Raw genomic sequence first — 18,258 nt, 5'->3', positions numbered from 1 at the left:
CCAAACGTTATACCCGATGGGCTGGGCGCTACCATGACTGGATTAAACCTGCCATGGCTGCCCCATCTGTTTAAGGCCGGGAGTCACAAGCGTCGATAAAGGCCGCGCCCCATGGACTCATTGTGGACAGCGAGTCATCATGAGGAAACCGGGTTTCCGGTGCCCTTAAAGCCGGCGTGCGGGCTTTAAGGGCACGACAATAACCCTGGTTTATCATTCTACCTTAACAGGAATTCCAGCGAGTGTTGCTGGAGATTTCAGTTTTTCGGACGCCCATTTAGGTGTGGACTCAGCCACCATCGGACCAGTGGTTCTCGGACCCCTGAGGGAGGTGAGTAATGCCTTCACCGGATGCTGTAACATATCTTCAACGGCGGTCGCCTCATAGCCACAATGGGCCATGCACTGGGCACACTTGGGATTGCTACTGTTACCGTATTTTTCCCACGGGGTGTCCTCCAGCAGTTCCTGAAAACTGGACGCATATCCTTCATCCGACAATAAGTAGCAAGGCTTTTGCCATCCGAACACGTTGCGCGTCGGATTGCCCCAAGGGGTACACTGATAATTCTGGTTACCTGCAAGAAAATCAAGATAAAGCGAGGAATGATTCAATTTCCAGTTCCGCGTCTTGCCCAACTTGAAGATACCTCGAAATAGATTCTTGGTATCCTTCCCCTTGATAAAGATGTCTTGTCTCGGGGCGCGTTCATAGCTGAATCCCGGCGCGATGGTTGCGCCTTCGATACCTAGCTCCATGGCATAATCAAGAAACTCGGCAACATCCTCGGGCGTCTCGCCCTGGAACAGGGTACAGTTTACGGTGACCCTGAACCCTCTTGCCACCGCCATTTTTATGGCTTCAACTGCCCGGTCAAAAACACCATCCTGGCAAACCGAAGCATCATGCCGCTCTTTCAGGCCATCCAGATGGATTGAAAAAGTCAGATAAGGCGACGGCGTATAGTCGTCCATCTTTTTCTTCAACAGGAGCGCATTCGTGCACAGGTAAATATACTTCTTCCGCGCAATGATACCCTCAACAATTTGCGGCATTTCCTTATGTATCAGCGGCTCCCCCCCGGGAATGGATACCATTGGCGCACCGCACTCATCAACCGCCTCCATGCATTGTTCAACAGAAAGCCGCTGGTCCAGGATGTGGTCCGGATAGTCTATTTTACCGCAGCCTGCACAAGCCAAATTGCAACGAAACAGAGGCTCCAGCATCAGAACCATAGGATATTTTTTTACCCCTTTCAACTTTTGCTTGAGCAGATAAGTGCCTACAGCTATTTGTTGACGTAAAGGAACTCCCATGAGTAAACCCTCCAAAAACTTGTATAAAACCGATTGATAGCCACAGGCAATAAGTGCCCAGTTTTTTCTGTTATTTTCCCATACCGAACTTGATAGTCAGAATACGTTCTGATCTCCGGACGATCCCATATCCCACTCTTGCATACTTGCAAGTTGCTCGCCAGTACTCCGGTTTCCAACCCCTGACCCATCATGCATTCCGGGTCAAAAAGCTGTTCATTCCGCTACATCGAAGCGCCCTGCGACAGATCAGGTTCCAGTCATTTTTTTCGCTTACATTCTTGTTACAACAGCATATTAGCACGGATATTTTTCAAACTAAACACACAACATTTTCAGGGTCTAATGAGGCTCCGAACAACCCTCAACGCGGACGTAATGGCGGTTTTTCGCTATGCTCGATCCCCTTCCGCTTCGATTTTCAGGGAGGAGCCGATTCCATAAAAGAAGGAAAAAAATGGGGCGCCTAGGCGCCCCATTCTCAACTGGTTCGTTTCAATTAAAAATTGTGACGGATGCCAATCGTGTAGGTAGCACGACTACCTGTTGCATAGCTGGGAGCAGCGTAGCTGACAGTAGAGGTGCCAAGATTATTTGCATCTGAACCATTCGGATTGCTCACATACACGTGCTGATAACCACCGAACACGCTTGTGCGCTTGCTCAGATTATGGATTGCACCTACCGTAAAGCTATCAGCCTTGCGTGCTGCTGCATTATTGACGCCACCCGCGTGGGCTTTGGTCATACCGCCTTGAGCTACCAAAGTGGTGTTGCCCCATTTGTATTGCGCGCCTGCAAACCAGATGTTGCCATCGCCACCCCAGTTCATTGCGGAATTGCACTGTCCTGTGCCGCTACCAGCGGCGTCGAGCGGATTCGCTACCAGCGCAGCAGCTGTGGTACAAGTGGCGGAGCCGATTGCATTGTTGATATTTTCATATTGGCCGCTGAGCTTGAAGTTCTCCCAGGCCCATGAAGCACCAACTCGCCATACTTCTTCCGTTTTGAGGCCGATGCTCTTTTGTACTCCATTGGCATTGTCCCTGGAGTAACCACCGAACACATCAAACCCCATGCCCATGAAATCGGCATGATATTTGGCAGCAGCCTGGCCGTCGAACTCACCGTTTCTACCGCCGGTATTGCCTTGGCTGCCCAATCCACCCGGAGCGAAACCAGCAATCAGGCTGCCGGATTGCAGGGGATCGAGCGTGTTTGCATCACCCGGCATAAGCAGGCCGGAAAAAGAGAAACCCTCTATCGTTGCCGAGTCGTAGCGGATGGCACTGTTGACAAAGCCATTTGCACCGGAACCCATACCGTTGGCGCCAGCAGACATGGTACCGCCGGCACCGTTGGCTTGCAGCGTGGTGTACGCAAACGGATCAATGGTCATACCACCGGCGAAGTCCTTGAAGGGAGATTGAACGCGGCCAAATTTGACATCACCCCACTGGTTGCTGGAAAGACCCACCCATTGCTCACGAGGTGTGGTGGCTGAGCCGGAACCGGCGTTCAAGCCCATTTCCAGACGGGCATTTGCCCTGAATCCATTGCCGAGATCCTCGGTAATATGCAGACCCCAACGTGATGAGCGGGAGTTGTCTTGCAGCGATCCTTGGCTGGGTTGGCTAGCAAAATCGACGAGGCTGTATTCAGCTTGTACCCGGCCAAAAATTGTGACGTTCGTCCCCTGAGCGGATGCAACCACCGGGGCCGCGAGTGCACCAGCAGCAGCCAGTGCAATCAGTTTCTTTTTCATATGGAAAATCTCCTTTAAAGTTGAAACGGTGGGGTGCCTCTCACCGACCCTATTTCGGTGATGTAGTGTCCCGCTGCTTGGACCTCTCTGAATGAGAGGGTTGAGAGATTGTGCCTAACGTAGCAACGGCTAGCAAGGAAATAACGAGACTTTCGAAGTATGGAAGATGTATGTGTTGCTTTTTTGCAACAAAAAGGTTCGGCTCGCGATCCAGGTAAAAGGTAAGCGCCGGTTCGGGCATGGTAAACCGTAACGCTTGTGTGTCAATCCTGCCCAAACAGTCGCGCCAGCTCCGCCCCCGGATCATCGGCGCGCATGAAAGCTTCGCCCACGAGAAAGGCATTGACCTGATGATTGCGCATCAGCACGACATCGGCGGGTACGAGTATGCCGCTTTCGGTTATTACAATGCGATCGGGCGGAATGCGATCAAGCAATTGCAGCGTAGTGTCCAGGCGAGTTTCGAACGTATGCAGGTTGCGATTGTTGATGCCGATCAGGGAGGAACTTAATTGCAACGCGAGCTCCAGCTCCGCACCGTCATGTACCTCAACCAGCACCCCCATGTCGAGCGCGTGCGCGAGCGATTCAAGCTCGAGCATCCGAGCTACTATTTCCGTCTCTTGCCGGCACTCTCCAGTCATGAGAGAAGCCTTGCGGAAGGCCGCCACGATAACCAGGATGCAATCCGCTCCCATCGCGCGGGCCTCAACCACCTGATACTGATCCAGCATGAAATCCTTGCGCAATACCGGCAGATCACAAGCGGCCTTGGCCTGCCTTAAATACTCCGCGCAACCGCTGAAAAACCGGTTATCGGTTAATACCGACAGACAGGCTGCTCCATGTCTCGCATAGGTGGCCGCGATGGCAGCCGGGTCGAACTGCTCCCGCAAGACACCTCGGCTGGGGCTGGCTTTCTTGATTTCCGCAATGACCGCCGGCAACCCGGCACCCATCTTATTGCGGAGTGCCCCGGCAAAATCCCTGGGATGGGGCACGGCCTCGGCTTCGCGATACAATTCGTCAAGCGGCCTCACAGCCTTTGCGGCAGCGATCTCCTGCTGCTTGACGGCTAAAATCTCTTGCAGAATGTCGACCATAGACTAAACCCGGGAAGCTTCATTCCGATTTTCACGATTTGAGAATTCGACCAGCTCCAGCAATTTTGCCTTGGCTGCACCGCTCTCTATCGCGACGTGGGCTTTTTCCAAACCTTGCTCCAGTGATTCCGCTACACCGGCAACGTAGACCGCCGCGCCTGCGTTGAGCAATACGACATCGCGGGCCGGGCCGGGTTGATTATCCAGCACCGACAGCAACATCTTTCTGGATTGAATACTATCTTGTGCCTGTATCGACTCAATGGCAGCGGTACTCATGCCGAAATCTTCGGGTTTGATAGTATATTCAATCACCTCGCCGTGCCTGAGTTCACCTACCCAGGTTTCGCCGGCGATGGTGATCTCGTCCAATCCACCTTGCCCATTTCTGCCGTGGACCACCATCACGTGGCGGCTGCCCAGGCGCTGCAGTACCCGAGCCAATATACCGACGAGATCGGGATGAAATACGCCCAGCAACTGATTTCTTGCCCCGGCAGGATTGGTCAGCGGCCCCAGGATATTAAACAGGGTGCGCACGCCCAGATCACGCCTCACCGGTGCGGCATGTTTCATGGCGCTGTGAAAATTGGGAGCGAACATGAATCCGAGGCCGATTTCCTTTATGTCTTCGGCTACCTGACCAGGGGTCTGGTTGAGGTTGACACCAAGAGCCTCAAGCACGTCCGCACTACCCGATTTGCTGGAGACGGAGCGCCCACCGTGCTTGGCGACCCGTGCCCCCGCAGCCGCCGCGACAAAAGCCGCGGTAGTTGAAATATTGAAAGTGTGGGCGGCATCGCCTCCGGTCCCGCATGTATCCACGAGATGCCGGTTATCCGCTACTTCCACGCGGGTAGCAAATTCGCGCATCACCTGTGCCGCGGCGGCGATTTCACCAATGGTTTCTTTCTTAACCCGCAGTCCGGTGACGATAGCAGCGATCAGTACGGGTGACAACTCGCCACGCATGATCTGCCGCATGAGTGAAAGCATTTCATCGTGAAAAATTTCACGATGTTCGATGATGCGGGCCAGCGCTTCTTGAGGCTTCATAAATCCTTCCTTTTCCGGAGTGCATCCGCTTCACATGGCCTATCCAAAGGCCATTCAGATTGCCCTTATTGGCTCAGAAAGTTTTCCAGCAACTGGTGTCCGTATTCCGTCAGGATGGATTCCGGGTGAAATTGCAGGCCTTCGACCGGCAGAGTCTTGTGGCGCACGCCCATGATCTCCCCATCTTCAGTCCATGCAGTGATTTCAAGGCACGCTGGAAGGCTCTCGCGCTCTATGACCAGCGAATGATAGCGAGTCGCGGTGAACGGGTTTGGCAAATCACGAAATACGCCGGCGCCACTGTGAAAGATAAGCGACGTTTTGCCATGCATGAGCTGTCTGGCGTGGATGATTTTCCCGCCGAAAGCCTGTCCTATGCTCTGGTGACCCAGACAGACGCCCAGTATGGGAACTTGACTGTTGTAATGCTCAATTAACGATACCGATATGCCTGCTTCATCTGGCGTGCAGGGACCCGGTGAAATCACGATGCGCGCGGGCTTTAGCCGCGCAATTTCATCGAATGTGATTTCATCATTGCGAAACACCCTCACTTCCTCGCCCAGTTCGCCAAAATACTGTACCAGGTTGTAGGTGAAAGAATCGTAATTGTCGATCATCAACAGCATTATGGAAACTTATCCTGGGAAAATAGATAAAAATCCTTTATGTCTCGCCTTTTCATGTCGGGCATAGGAGAAGAGCATGGAAGAGAACTTGATATTATCCCTGCTCCGCAACGACCGGACAAGGATAAGATGAGATGACCGAAGAATGGGGAATAAAAATACCAAAGGTATCCGTATCCATGTATTTCAGGGACGGCCCTTATGTCACTGCGTGGACCGGGTCGAGCAGTATCGTGGATTATCGCGCGAAAAGCGTTGAATAAAACCGAAGAATAATCCTCTTTCGGAAGAGGAATGACGGCAAGCTATCAGGAGAGAGCGGGCTGGCTTATCCAGCTTCACGATGCTTGGCGTCCGCTCAATTCCCTTGGTAACAACCCCCTATTATTATGCCCAAGCCAAAACTGCGTGATCGGATAGCTTGTTTTCTCGACATCCCTGTTCATATGCCAGGGGTTAAAAGCACGGTAATGATTTATGCACCAGGATCGACGGTAATTCTCTGCTATCCGAAGTCAACGCACGAAACTTGTTCTATCCCCAGAGGCGCTGGGTACTGCTTTCCTGAGAATCGGACTCTACTACGTTATGAAGCAAATGAAAGGAGCAGGTCATGTACCTACTTGAAGGAGTCTCGTCGATCTTCTTGAAATGCGGAACCGCCTCGTCTCGACACTCCACGTTTCAAACCTCAATTTTCGAGAGCCCGGTTTTCACGATCCTGCTTTTTTCTTTGGATCGCGCTGAGCATTTTGACGCATCTTTTGATCCAGTTTATTCATCTGCTCCGGCGTGAGCACTCCTTGGAGACTTGACCGCGTTTCCTGCTGCACTTTTTGCAATTTTTGCTTTTCCTCATCGAAAATAGCATCGACTTTCTTTCTCTCCGTATCGAAAATGACTTCAACCTTGGTTCGCTGGTCTGCGCTAAAGCCCAGCTCTTTACTCATGTGCTCGATTCCTTTTTTCCTATCAGCAGATGCCGTGTCGTTTTGTTGAGAATGGCTGGCAACAGGAGTCAAAAGAAGGCCCAAAACCAGTGAGATATTTATCAGTTTTTTATTCATTATTATTTCTCTTGGTTTTATATGGTGATTATTTACTTATGGACTTATGGTGGAGTAATCGCCCGAATTGACCGGAATCAGGCGGTTCCCGATAAAGAAAGGTGGATATGATTCGAGCGCTGGCGGAGACAGGAGCGACTTTGGTTACGATCATCGTAACTGAAGTCACTCCAGCAGAAAAACTAGAAAAGTCCAGAAATAGAGCGCGTTAATCCATTCGTCAAATCCGGGGCCGCTTCGTCATACACCAGATTTACCTTATTGGCCGTGCTGACAACACGAGTGCGATACTTGTTCATGTTGCTGACCTTGGTAGATGACTGCCTTCTTGATCCGCCGATCCCTTGCTTGGCATCCTGCTGATTATCTTGTCGAATGACAACGCCTTGCTCGGCCCGTTCGGCGATTTCAACATCGGTAATGGCCATGAACATGACATCCTTCACTGCGGCACTCGCGACAGTGTCCACGATACCAAAAGCCGCGGCACCGGCCAATCCGCCGATACCGGCGCCCCCCCAACCGGCCAGCGCGCCGCCCGTTGCCATGCCCACTGCAGCCCCGGTAGCAATACTGCCGCCATAGCCCGCCCCCAAAGCAGCTTGCGCAGCTGTTGGGCTGGCCTTGTCCACGCTCAGGACATTTACCTGGAGCCAATAATGGGCCGCTTTCGGATTATTGGTAATGGTATAGCCTTTTCCTTCAAGCACTCTTGCAACAGGACCGACGATATCAAAGTTTGCCTTGTCGGACGTATTCCGGACATTTAAATAAATAACTTTTTGATCCGGCTCAACTGGATCAAGAAAAATGGTATCGCTCATTTTTGTTTGAACGTCCAGATCCTTTTTGGCTATTGACGTATGCACGGCGGCACAACCGCTTAATATCATCGAAAACACCATGAAACCGGCCAGCGTAATACCTTTACCTTTCAAGTAACTCATTTTCTCCCCTTTTTATTAATGACTAAATTACTTCGGACTGAGCTAATAAGAAAGCATTTATTATTTTTCTTATTCAACTGCCGCCAGTATGCTATTGAACTACACGGATCTTCCCGATGAATCCATACTTCCGGAAAATTTTACCACCAGCCTCCGTAGAATGGGCTGTAGCCCCCTCCATAAAGTCCGCCATAATAAGGGCGAACATAACCGCCATAACCATACCCCCCGTAACCATACCCGCCGAGCAACGGCATGTTGGGCACAACATAGGCAGGAGATTTGGTCGGCGTTCCCCTCTCCGTCGCAGCTTTGAGGGATGCTGTCAGGCTCGCATCATCCGGAACAATAAAGGGCTTGGAAATTGTTTCCTCATTGAATCGCCTCTGGATTTCCTCCAGATTCTGTGACCATGCAACAGCGCTCTGTGTGAAAGCAAAAAGCAGAAACCCGTAGAAAACGTTCTTATTACCCGTGGTTACCATTTCATGTCTCCAATCTGATTAATATCCCTACTGCTGAGTATAAGTAAGTTTTTTTGGAACGTAAATTTTTTATTTACAGCAAGTGCGCAATGTAATTTTTCGAACAAGCAACTCTACTTTTTTACTTACTTTGTCGTTTCCATGTTTCGATTAATCCAGCCAACATAGCGTAGATTTCCGGTTCCGGAACGGCGGAATTGTTCCAGTCCACCGATAGGTCGATTAATTGCTAAGATCAAGAAATTAACACTGTGATTAACCCTTCCGCGGCATTATCAAATTCCTGAAAAAGAATGCCGGAACAGATTCTTTAAACAAAGCGGTGCCCGGGGACTAAAGAGGGAAACGTGATTGTCGCGTTAAAACCGGTGGCTCCTTTATCAGGAAGGGAAGGTATTGAGATCAAGGCTTTTCTTTACGTACTCGTGTGCCGGCGAAGGAAAAACCCCGTCGGTGCGCACCTGGTTTGCGCGCCATCCGCGATTATCTTGCGGTCTATAACCAACACCGACTCCTTTCGTCTGGCATAAAACCGCCGATCAAATCATCGAATCCGCCGGTCGATTCTGTACATGAATTAATGACTCAGTGAAGTTACAAATGCTGGTCTTCAATCTTGTCGCGATAGTTTTCAAGCAGATTTTCCATTTCGGCGCGCTTGATCTGAGTAAAAGGTTCCACCTCCAGGATGGCGTTCAAGGTCCCCTTGCCGCCATACCAATCGACCAGTTCCCGGCCTATTCGATAAAGCTCGTCATTATTTTTTTCACAGAGCTTCCTTTGGTCGTTTTGCTTCCCGAGCACGGTTGTGGAATTCTTCAGGTCCTGTTCCAGTTGATTCCGTTGACCGGATAATTCTTCATTCCGCTTGGTCGCTTCATCAAGCTGGGAGCGCAATTCCTTTCTTTCCGTGCTTGCCGCATCGAGGTCTTTTTCAAGACGAGGGATTTTGGCGGCAACACTCGCGGCGGATCGCCTGTGAGATTCGGTTTCATCGCGGGTTTTTTTTAACGTTTCCTCCAGCATTGTCTTCTCCTGGTCCAACGCCGATCGTTGCTGCTGGATCTCGCTTAATTGCTGTTGCATGCGTCGTAGCGCCTGCCTCTGTTTTTTTTGATCCTTATCATTGGCAGCGATGGCGTCGGATGGCCACGAGGTCGCCAGAAGCGCGACAGCTATTACCTGGCACAACAAGCGCAAACCCACTGCCTTACCGTTATTCATACAGGAACCTTTCCCGGTTGCAACGAAACGATGATCACCGATGAAACAAACGCCACGTAATAAAGGCACTAAGTTCGCCGCCGCAAAACGCACCACATCCACCATGCCCACAATGACAGCGCTGTATCGCCGTCATACGGTCGCGCACTTCAGAACCTGGCATTCAGATCCAGATTGATCGAGTCGATGCCCAGCGGCAAGCCGCTAATCTGGTTATAAGAGTTATATCGAAGTCCAAACCAGGTGTTATGGGCCACGCCGTATAAACCATGGATGGTGTAGCCCTTATGATTGGTACCGCCCAAAAGGTAATTGGAATCCGTAAAGGCATCCAGCATCGAGTCCCGCTCCGAATAACGATAGAAGCCGAAGATCTGCCATTGGTGCCGCTCCGAGATAACAGGGTAGCCAACCGTCAAGCGAATCTGATAGGCATCGGTTTCGGGCTTGATATTCTGCCCGGTACGGGTGAATATCCTGTTCTGGTTGTAGCCCACATTCCGTGCATAGTCCACGGTTCCAACAACGTGGATGGGCTTGAATCGGGAGTAGTCAGCCACCATGGTGACGTTGGCGATGCGATAATCCGCTGCCAGGGCCCATAGGTTGGTGGTGGGATCCCCATCGTTATCGATGTTAAAGAGGCTGTTGCCTTTCTGCCGGAACAGGGTGGCCGTCTGATTGAACAGGGTATCTCCGAAGGCCGGGTTGCGGACCCCGCTGATATTGCGGTAGTCGTAATAAGCGGCTCCAACCCTGACTTTAGTGTCGAGTTCGTCCGGGATCCATTCCACGCCCGCCTGAGCCCCGTAGAACCATTTATCCTTAGCCTTGACCGTCTCGCTTTGGTTGATTTGCTGCAAGGGAAATATCCCTGCGTTGAGGAACGGTTTCATGGTTCTGTTTTCTTTGAGCCACGGATGAAGATTGATCGCAAGACCTTCAAAGTTCAGGTCGGCATCCCATAACAGATCGGTATGTATGACCCCGGCCGTCGGTATCGTGTGAGGCACGTCCCTGATGGTGCCGGTGTATACGTCTCCCACGGTGCCGACGAAAAAGGGATTGGGGAAACGTCCACCTTTAACCGTGATCCAGTCCCAGGGGGAGAGCTTGAGGTAAGCCTGATCCAGCACAAAGCCGAATTTACTATTGAATGTTCCCAGCGTCTGAAGGGTGGATGTGGGAGATCCCATGGATAACGGCCCTCCCAGTATGCTCCCCGTCGTCGCGGGATCATTGATATTACCGGTGGTCAAGCGCAACCCCATATCCACTCCACGAGTGACGTTGGCATTAATGCCGAGACGCATGCGGAGCCTTTCGCGGTGAAGGCTGTCCTCGGTGGTATTGTCGATCTGCTGGCCAATGGCCTGAAAATTAGCGGCGGGCGCATTGGTACTGGCGTAAAAGTCGGCCTGTTCGCGCAGGCGTATGTCTCCTTCCAGCTTGAAGCGGCTAGCCCACTCGGGTACGACATTCACATCGCCCCAACCTTCCTGCTTGGCTTGTCCCACCACCGCGTCGCGCAATTCATCGCGAATTTCCTTCTTGATATGTTCGGGCACATAAGTAACGCGCACCTCACCCTTTTTCGGTCCCTCGACAGCGGGTGGTGAGGCTTTTTCCTGGGCTTGCTGCGCAACCCTGGCTTTTTCTTCCGCCTTTCGGATCATTTCGTTAGCCGCCTCCCGCTTGATCACGCCCTGCTCAACCAGAAGATGGATCAGATTCAAGGTGGTCTCATACAGAATCTCGACCTTCTGGCGCTCCTCGGTTCTTGCCTGGGCGCCGCTCGCAAATACCGCTATCACGACGGCAGCCGAGAGCATCATAAGGATCTTCATTTTATTTTTCTTCTCCAGACCCATCAGGCGCGCGAGGTCACGCGTATTTTCAACGGCTGCGGCATATCGGCAGGCGGACCCTCTCGCATGGCCCGCAGGTTCTGCAGCACATCCTTGAGTAACTCATCAACCTTTGCATCTCCGGTGTTATCGACCAGCATAATTCGCGCCACTTTCCCTCCGGCATCGATCCACACCTTCACCACCACCTTGTAGCTTTTGTCCTTGAGCGCCTTCTCGCGCGCCAACGCATCCTGAAAAGCGGAATTCAGCGCATCGTTCACTATGGCGTCATACCAGGCCCATGGATTCCCTTTGGAGCCACCGATCAAATCGGCCCCGCCTTTTTTTCCTACGAGCCCAAACCCATCGCCGCTGCCGGTTCCCTCCGCATCCACACCCAGATCCGGCCCTGGCGGCGGTTCATCCGCCTGATCCATTGGTTCAGGATCGGGCTCGGAAAGCTTGATCTCTTCCTTTACAACAGGCTCCGGCGGCTTTTGCTCAGGGGGTGGCGGAGGTGGCGGCTTGATCAAGGTGATCTGCTGAAGCGATGGCTTCGGCGGCGGCTGGTCACTTCCCAGAAAATCTTTCAGCCACAATCCCAGCGTGACCGCGCCGCTCACGACAAGTAAAACGACGCCCCAGCGCACCCAGGCCGGCCTTTGGTCTTCGCTTGATTCTTCCATGCACTACTTCACCAGTCTCTGGGTGACAAGGCCCAACTGCGTAATATCCAGTTGCCCCAGTAATTCAAGCACTTCCATTACCTTGCCGTACTGCACTACCGTATCTCCCTTGACCACGACCGGCAGCTCGGGATTGGCAGCTCTCAATTCGCCCAACCGGGTTCGTAATTCATCCAGCGTTACCGGATAGGCATCCAGAAAAATCTGCCCGCTTTCGTTGATCGTGATCGCCTTGGTCTGGGGCTTGGCCAGACTGGGAGAATTGCTGGCCTTGGGCAAATTGACCTTTATTCCCTGTACCGATGCTGTTGTCATGATGATGAAAATTACCAGCAACACATAGGCGAGATCCAGCATGGGCACGACATTGATTTCGTCGTAAAGCTCGTTGTCTTCCTGAAGTTTCATGACAATCCCGATCAGCGACTGTAGTTTTCGGCAAGTTTGGTAACAAGCTCGTCGACGAAAATATGCATCCTTGATACGGTGGCCTTGATGCGCGAAGCCAGATAGTTGTAGCCGAACAGCGAAGGGATCGCCACGCCCATGCCGGCCACCGTTGCAGCCAGCGCCGCCGCAATGCCTGGTGCGATTGCGTTGACATTGACATCCCCGGCGGCGGCAATCGCCGCAAATGTGATCATTACCCCCATCACCGTACCCAGCAACCCGATAAAGGGTCCGCCGGAGATAGCGATGGTCAGCAGTACCATGAACCTGTTCATGCGTTGAATCTCCTCCACCAACCCCGCGTCGAGGCTGGCACGGATCGCGTCGAGCGATTGCGGCGACAGCGACTTGGAAAGATGCGCTGCATCGGTGTCATCGAACCGATGCGCCAATTCAACCGCACTGATGTGGTAAATGCGGTAGAGCGGCGAATATTTGAAGTCTTTCCCCAGTCCCTGCGCTTTATCTATCGTCGTCAGATCGGTGGAAAGCTCACGAAATTTGTCCATGAAACGGCTGTTGGATTTATCCACACGGTTGATATAGACCGTTTTGCTGTACATCACCCAGATCGCGATCACCAGCATGACCGCCAGCAGTCCAATCGCAACCCATCCATCCACGGTCAACGATTTCAGGATGATGCCCAAGTGCGAAGCTTCGTCGCCACCACCTTCGGCGGTCTCTTCCTCGCCCATCGTGACAAGCTTGCCATCCGGCCCTTGTGCCGCCTGCACCGCCATCCATTCCGCGTTGCGCGCGATCGCGGATATTTGCACCTCATCCATTTCGCCCGTAAAGCCGGCGCCCAGCACGACGCTTCCCGACGGTAACGCGGCACCCGGCAACTCGCCCGCCAGCTTGCCATCCACATATACGCGCAGTGCGTCCGCGACCGTGAATCCCAGGTGGCGCCATTGGCCTGCGCCAAGCGCCGTGCTTGAAGCAACGCTTGCCGCACCCGACTTTATTTTGACCAGGCCGCCCTCGAGCACCAAGCTGACATTGTCGGACTGGAATAGCGTGCCCTTGAGCGACGAAGGCTTGATCCATACCGAGAAGCTGTACCCGGTGCTCGCATTCACCGGGGGCAACGTCAGGGTTTGCGACCCGTCGAATCCCGCGCCGCCGTTCGAGAACGACGCGGCAACCCGCTGTACAGAGGATTGCGCATGCAGACCGTTGAGACCGCTATCCCGCGGATTCCCTTCCGGCTCGGCAAAATGGTATATGACGCTGCTGGCATCGTACGTTCCTTTGGGGTCTACCGCGGATGCCGCATTCTCATTACCGAAATAGAGAAAAAGCTCTGTCTGCGCGGAAAGCCTGGGTACCTTCACCCAGATCAACGCCAGCTGATTCGCGCTATCCCATTTTTCGACATGAAATTTCAGTTCAGCCTTGTCATCTCCGGAAACCAGGCGCAGATCGCTACCGTCATCATTCGCCGAAAAAAAATCGAAGTTTCCTGTATGCAAGCGGATGAGTACCGGTACATCCGCCACTTCTCCGGCCGCGCTCGTCAGCGTGACTTTCTTGCGCGCCGTCCATCCATCGTTCCACCAGGCATGACTGGACAGCGAGAAGCTACACAACACGAAAGCAAGAAGAAGCGCAAGGACGCGCATGGATATCCGCCTGAATAAAATAATCAGCGATTATCCATGCACCAGATTACAGCCATTAGGCAGAGATATGGTCCGAACGGATCATCATACGACGGCGGCAAAACAGTTGGAAACGGAGCGGGTTGCGGGAAAGCAGTGGCGCAGGCGATGAAACCGGCGCGGTGGGGTCTGGTCTATCAGGTATGAGTTTTGTCTGAATGACAATATAACTTTTGTAACATTGGATGATGAAAATAGCCCATGTACGGTATCCATGCCGACAGCACAGCCACAATCGAAACCGTTCATCGGCAAAGGAGACATCATGACCAGCGCTTTACATCCCGACGGGAGCATAAACTCCGGTTTGACCAGTTGCAACGAATCAGACAACGAGTCCATCCGGAATCTGATTGACGCGCGCAAACTTTCCCGGCGGGGATTTCTCCAGGGGTCCTTCGGCGTAACCATGCTTTCGTTATTCGGTGGATGCTGGTTCGACGGACGAGGCTACCACGCCCGGGCCGCTTCCTCTATCCGGAACGGCATCGGCTTCACGCCGGTTCCAGCCAATATTGCGCCCATGACCGACGCGGTCACGGTTCCGAGCGGATACAGCGCCAAGGTACTTGTAGCCTGGGGTGATTCCCTCACCGCGGCGTCCCATTGGGATACCGTGGATGCAATGGACGAGGCGACCCAGTTGCACTCCTTCGGTGCTCATTCCGATGGGATACATTTCTCTCCGTTCCCGGGTAACCTCGGCAACTCGCGCGGGTTGCTCGTGGCCGGCAACGAGTATTGCGACCCGGCCCTGGTGAATAACATCAAGCCGGCATCATCGTATAAAACTGTTTCTTTGACGCTGGAAATGGTGCGCGCCCAGCAGGCCGCTCATGGCGTGAGCATTGTCACGGTCCAAAGGGAGAAGGGTGCCTGGGGGGTCGTATCCCAGTCTCCCTTCAACCGGCGCATTACTGGCAATACACTCTGCAGGCTTAGCGGTCCCGCATCGGGACACGATCTGATGACCACCTCCGCCGATCCTGCCGGTCTGAATGTACAGGGCACGCTCAGCAACTGCGCCCATGGCTATACGCCGTGGGGCACCTATCTGACCTGCGAGGAGAACTGGAATAGTTACTTTTCCAATGAGACCGGAAACGTTGCGGGCATAAGCGACCCTGCTCGGAAAGCCGACATTCTCGCCAGCCAGAATCGCTATGGCATTGTGAAGGGAGGCTTTGGCTATCGCTGGCACGAGGTGGACAAGCGCTTCCGCGCCGATCTCCATTGCAATGAACCCAACCGCTTTGGCTGGGTGGTTGAAATCGATCCCTGGGATCCTTATAGCATTCCTGTCAAGCGTACCGCCCTTGGCCGTATCAAGCACGAGGGCGCGTGGGTTGTCGTTGACGACGAAAACCGGGTCGCGGTCTACATGGGCGATGACGAGCGCAACGAATATGTGTACAAGTTTGTTTGCAGTAAAACCTATAGCCCTGAAAATCCCCAGGCCAATCGTGATTTGCTGGATTCGGGCACGCTATATGTGGCGAGGTTCGATGGCGACGAGTCCGGGACCTGGTTACCCCTGATCTGGGGCATGAATGGGCTGACGCCGGAGAATGGCTTCAACAGTCAGGCGGAGGTGCTGATCAAAACCCGCCAGGCTGCCGACCGCGTCGGCGCCACCATGATGGATCGGCCCGAGTGGACCGCTGCGCATCCTTTCACGCGGGAAATTTACCTCACTCTGACCAATAACAATCGTCGCGGTAACAGCCCGGTTTCCAGCAACGCGCCCGATGGCACCAGTACCGTCGCACGTGCCAATCCCCCGGTGGATGCGGTCAACCCCCGCCCCGATAATATCTATGGCCATATCATCCGCTGGCGTGAGCACATGGACAAGCTGACCGCCACCACCTTCAAATGGGATGTCTTCGTGCAGTGCGGCGACAAGGTTGGCGGCGGAGCGAACAGAAACCTTGGCGCCAGCTACAATCAGACCGGTCATGACGATTATGCCGGCAACATCCACGGTGATGACTACGGCTCTCCGGATGGTCTCTGGTTCGATAAGGATGGACGCCTGTGGATTCAGACCGACCAGGCCGGCGATGCCACGGGTGATTGGATCAATATCGGTGGCAATGCGATGATGTGTGCCGACCCCGCCAACGGAGAAACCAGGCGCTTTCTCACCAGCCCGAAAAATTGCGAAGTGTCCGGTGTGACTACAACCCCGGACGGAAAAACCATGTTCCTGGGGATTCAGCACCCTGGTGAGGATTGGAGCGATAATTTTACCGAAAACTCAACCTGGCCCGATAGCGGGGTCAACGGCTCGACCACAGCCAGCGGTCGCCAGCTGGTATCGAAACCACGCTCCGCCGTAGTGGTCATCACCAAGGATGACGGCGGCGTGATCGGCTCCTGATCCCTTGTGAAGGCTGCTGAGCGTTGAGTAATCGCGACTCCATATTCGAGGCAGCACCCGCACTGACCAAAAAATTCGCCCGCTAAACCGAGCCCGGCATGCCCTCGCACAATTTCGTCTTGGCGGCATTGATAACACGCTTCATGCTGGCCGCACTATCCATCGTTATCGCGCCTGCATCAGCGGGCGAAAGCGATAACGGAGGAGAAAGCGCCCGCCATGATCGCGAGACGGAAGGCGGCATGAATATCCAGCTCGGCCCGCGTCCTTTTTTCCTCGTCGAAGACATGGAGCCCGGCAAACTCAAGAGCAGGCTGCAGTGCTGCGGCAACGGACCATTCCGTAAAACCGATTTTTCGATTGGCCACCGTGGCGCGGCCCTGCAGTTTCCGGAGCATACGAAAGAGTCTTATGAGGCAGCCGCACGCATGGGCGCGGGCATTGTGGAGTGCGACGTAACCTTTACTCGGGACAAGAAACTGGTCTGCAGTCATTCGCAATGCGACCTGCATACGACGACCAATATTCTCAATACACCGCTGGCGGAAAAATGCAGCGAGCCTTTCACACCCGCTCAGTTCGATGCTTCGGGAAATCTTGTTCGGGAGGCGTCCGCTCGATGTTGCACCAGCGATCTCACCGTGGACGAATTCAAAAGTCTCAAAGGCAAAATGGACAGCTTCAACCCCGTAGCGAGGAGTGTCCCGGAATATCTGGCTGGCATCCCGGGTTGGCGTACGGGCCTGTATGCCGGCCCCGCCAGCGGAACTCTCCTTACCCATAAAGAAAGCATACGACTGTTCACGGACTTGGGCGTAAAAATGATGCCTGAGCTCAAGAGCACCGGCATGGCGATGCCTTACGACAGCGATGGCGATGGTGTGGGCGACTACACACAGCAGGACTACGCTCAACAGATGATCGACGAATACAAGGCTGCGGATGTCAATCCCCGGAATGTTTACGTCCAGTCGTTCGATATCCGCGACATACGCTACTGGATCGCCAATGAACCGCGGTTCGGCAAACAGGCGGTTTATCTTGACGATGCCATCGTCGTCGCCGATCTGCCCCAGGCCGCGCAACTGGCCGCATACAAGGCCGAGGGCATCAATATCGTTGCTCCGCCCCTGTTTGCCCTGATGGCTGCCGATGGCAGCGGCAACATCGTGCCCTCCAGGTACGCCGGACAGGCAAAGTCTGCGGGACTCGACATTATTACCTGGACGCTGGAACGTTCGGGAATTTTGGCGGATGGCGACAACGGTTTTTATTATCAGACTTTCGATTCGGCGATCACGCGCGAAGGCGATGTGATGAAAGTGCTGGACGTGCTTGCGAAGGATATCGGCATTATCGGCATCTTCAGCGACTGGCCGGCAACCGTGAGCTACTATGCCAATTGTATGAACCTTCGCTGATCGCCGATAGCGGATAGCGGATGTGTCTGCCTGATACCGGCCGGATATGCGCCATGCAAGGTCCCGGCCAACTGGTATTTCCGTACAAGAACGCCGTGGTCACTGGCAGCCTGTCGGACTTAAAGAATCGCAGCGAAAAAGTGACTGGATGAGGGCAGATTTTGCAGCCGATTTTCTTTAAGTCCGGCAGGCTGCCAGGCGTTTT

At 53.5% G+C, this 18,258-nt stretch carries 16 protein-coding genes; 3 read left to right on the top strand and 13 right to left on the bottom strand.

The window, feature by feature from the left end; all coding sequences use genetic code 11:
* Positions 1–213 precede the first annotated feature (213 nt).
* From hpnH to BLP78_RS01470, 13 genes are all read right to left on the bottom strand, one after another.
* Complete coding sequence (gene hpnH, locus BLP78_RS01530; protein WP_090455752.1) at positions 214–1,320, bottom strand: adenosyl-hopene transferase HpnH; 1,107 nt, start codon at positions 1,318–1,320, stop codon at positions 214–216.
* 499 nt (positions 1,321–1,819) lie between these two features.
* A complete protein-coding gene (locus tag BLP78_RS01525) occupies positions 1,820–3,085 on the bottom strand; it encodes a porin (protein ID WP_090455750.1) in 1,266 nt (421 codons plus the stop codon).
* Positions 3,086–3,348: 263 nt separating this feature from the next.
* Positions 3,349–4,188: an indole-3-glycerol phosphate synthase TrpC gene (trpC, locus tag BLP78_RS01520; protein WP_090455748.1), complete on the bottom strand. Its 840-nt coding sequence runs from the start codon at positions 4,186–4,188 to the stop codon at positions 3,349–3,351.
* A 3-nt stretch (positions 4,189–4,191) separates the two neighbouring features.
* Positions 4,192–5,244 carry an anthranilate phosphoribosyltransferase gene (gene trpD / locus BLP78_RS01515; RefSeq protein WP_090455746.1) on the bottom strand — a complete coding sequence of 351 codons (1,053 nt, stop codon included), beginning with the start codon at positions 5,242–5,244 and terminating at the stop codon, positions 4,192–4,194.
* A 65-nt stretch (positions 5,245–5,309) separates the two neighbouring features.
* On the bottom strand, positions 5,310–5,873 hold the full coding sequence (locus tag BLP78_RS01510) for an anthranilate synthase component II (RefSeq protein ID WP_090455744.1): 564 nt from the start codon (positions 5,871–5,873) through the stop codon (positions 5,310–5,312).
* A 713-nt stretch (positions 5,874–6,586) separates the two neighbouring features.
* Entirely contained in the window at positions 6,587–6,940 is a 354-nt protein-coding gene (locus BLP78_RS01505) for a Spy/CpxP family protein refolding chaperone (RefSeq protein ID WP_090455742.1), read from the bottom strand.
* Between the two features lie 182 nt (positions 6,941–7,122).
* Complete coding sequence (locus tag BLP78_RS01500) at positions 7,123–7,887, bottom strand: complement resistance protein TraT (RefSeq protein WP_090455739.1); 765 nt, start codon at positions 7,885–7,887, stop codon at positions 7,123–7,125.
* A gap of 140 nt (positions 7,888–8,027) precedes the next feature.
* Complete coding sequence (locus BLP78_RS01495) at positions 8,028–8,372, bottom strand: hypothetical protein (RefSeq protein WP_090455737.1); 345 nt, start codon at positions 8,370–8,372, stop codon at positions 8,028–8,030.
* 594 nt (positions 8,373–8,966) lie between these two features.
* Positions 8,967–9,596, bottom strand: coding sequence for a DNA repair protein (locus BLP78_RS01490; RefSeq protein WP_090456013.1), 630 nt, complete (start codon positions 9,594–9,596; stop codon positions 8,967–8,969).
* 149 nt (positions 9,597–9,745) lie between these two features.
* A complete protein-coding gene (locus BLP78_RS01485) occupies positions 9,746–11,443 on the bottom strand; it encodes a putative porin (protein WP_090456010.1) in 1,698 nt (565 codons plus the stop codon).
* Positions 11,444–11,466: 23 nt separating this feature from the next.
* Complete coding sequence (locus tag BLP78_RS01480) at positions 11,467–12,132, bottom strand: energy transducer TonB family protein (RefSeq protein WP_090455735.1); 666 nt, start codon at positions 12,130–12,132, stop codon at positions 11,467–11,469.
* Between the two features lie 3 nt (positions 12,133–12,135).
* On the bottom strand, positions 12,136–12,540 hold the full coding sequence (locus BLP78_RS01475; protein ID WP_025041348.1) for an ExbD/TolR family protein: 405 nt from the start codon (positions 12,538–12,540) through the stop codon (positions 12,136–12,138).
* Between the two features lie 11 nt (positions 12,541–12,551).
* Complete coding sequence (locus BLP78_RS01470; protein ID WP_090455733.1) at positions 12,552–14,210, bottom strand: DUF2341 domain-containing protein; 1,659 nt, start codon at positions 14,208–14,210, stop codon at positions 12,552–12,554.
* Positions 14,211–14,514: 304 nt separating this feature from the next.
* Between BLP78_RS01470 and BLP78_RS01465 the strand changes: the two genes are divergently transcribed.
* The 3 genes from BLP78_RS01465 (at position 14,515) to BLP78_RS15870 (ending at position 18,205) form a co-directional block, all read left to right on the top strand.
* Positions 14,515–16,632, top strand: coding sequence for a PhoX family protein (locus tag BLP78_RS01465; protein WP_090456007.1), 2,118 nt, complete (start codon positions 14,515–14,517; stop codon positions 16,630–16,632).
* A 98-nt stretch (positions 16,633–16,730) separates the two neighbouring features.
* The gene (locus BLP78_RS01460) at positions 16,731–18,053 is read left to right on the top strand and encodes a glycerophosphodiester phosphodiesterase family protein (RefSeq protein WP_256329950.1); all 1,323 of its coding nucleotides are present in this window, start codon (positions 16,731–16,733) and stop codon (positions 18,051–18,053) included.
* 20 nt (positions 18,054–18,073) lie between these two features.
* Positions 18,074–18,205, top strand: a complete 132-nt coding sequence (locus BLP78_RS15870; protein WP_256329949.1) for a hypothetical protein — start codon at positions 18,074–18,076, stop codon at positions 18,203–18,205.
* Positions 18,206–18,258: the final 53 nt, after the last annotated feature.

Source organism: Nitrosospira sp. Nsp1, from assembly GCF_900100985.1.
In the GTDB taxonomy this organism is placed as follows: Bacteria; Pseudomonadota; Gammaproteobacteria; order Burkholderiales; family Nitrosomonadaceae; genus Nitrosospira.
The sequence above is the reverse complement of the archived record's forward strand: the minus strand, read 5'-3'. Positions and strand labels throughout refer to the sequence as shown.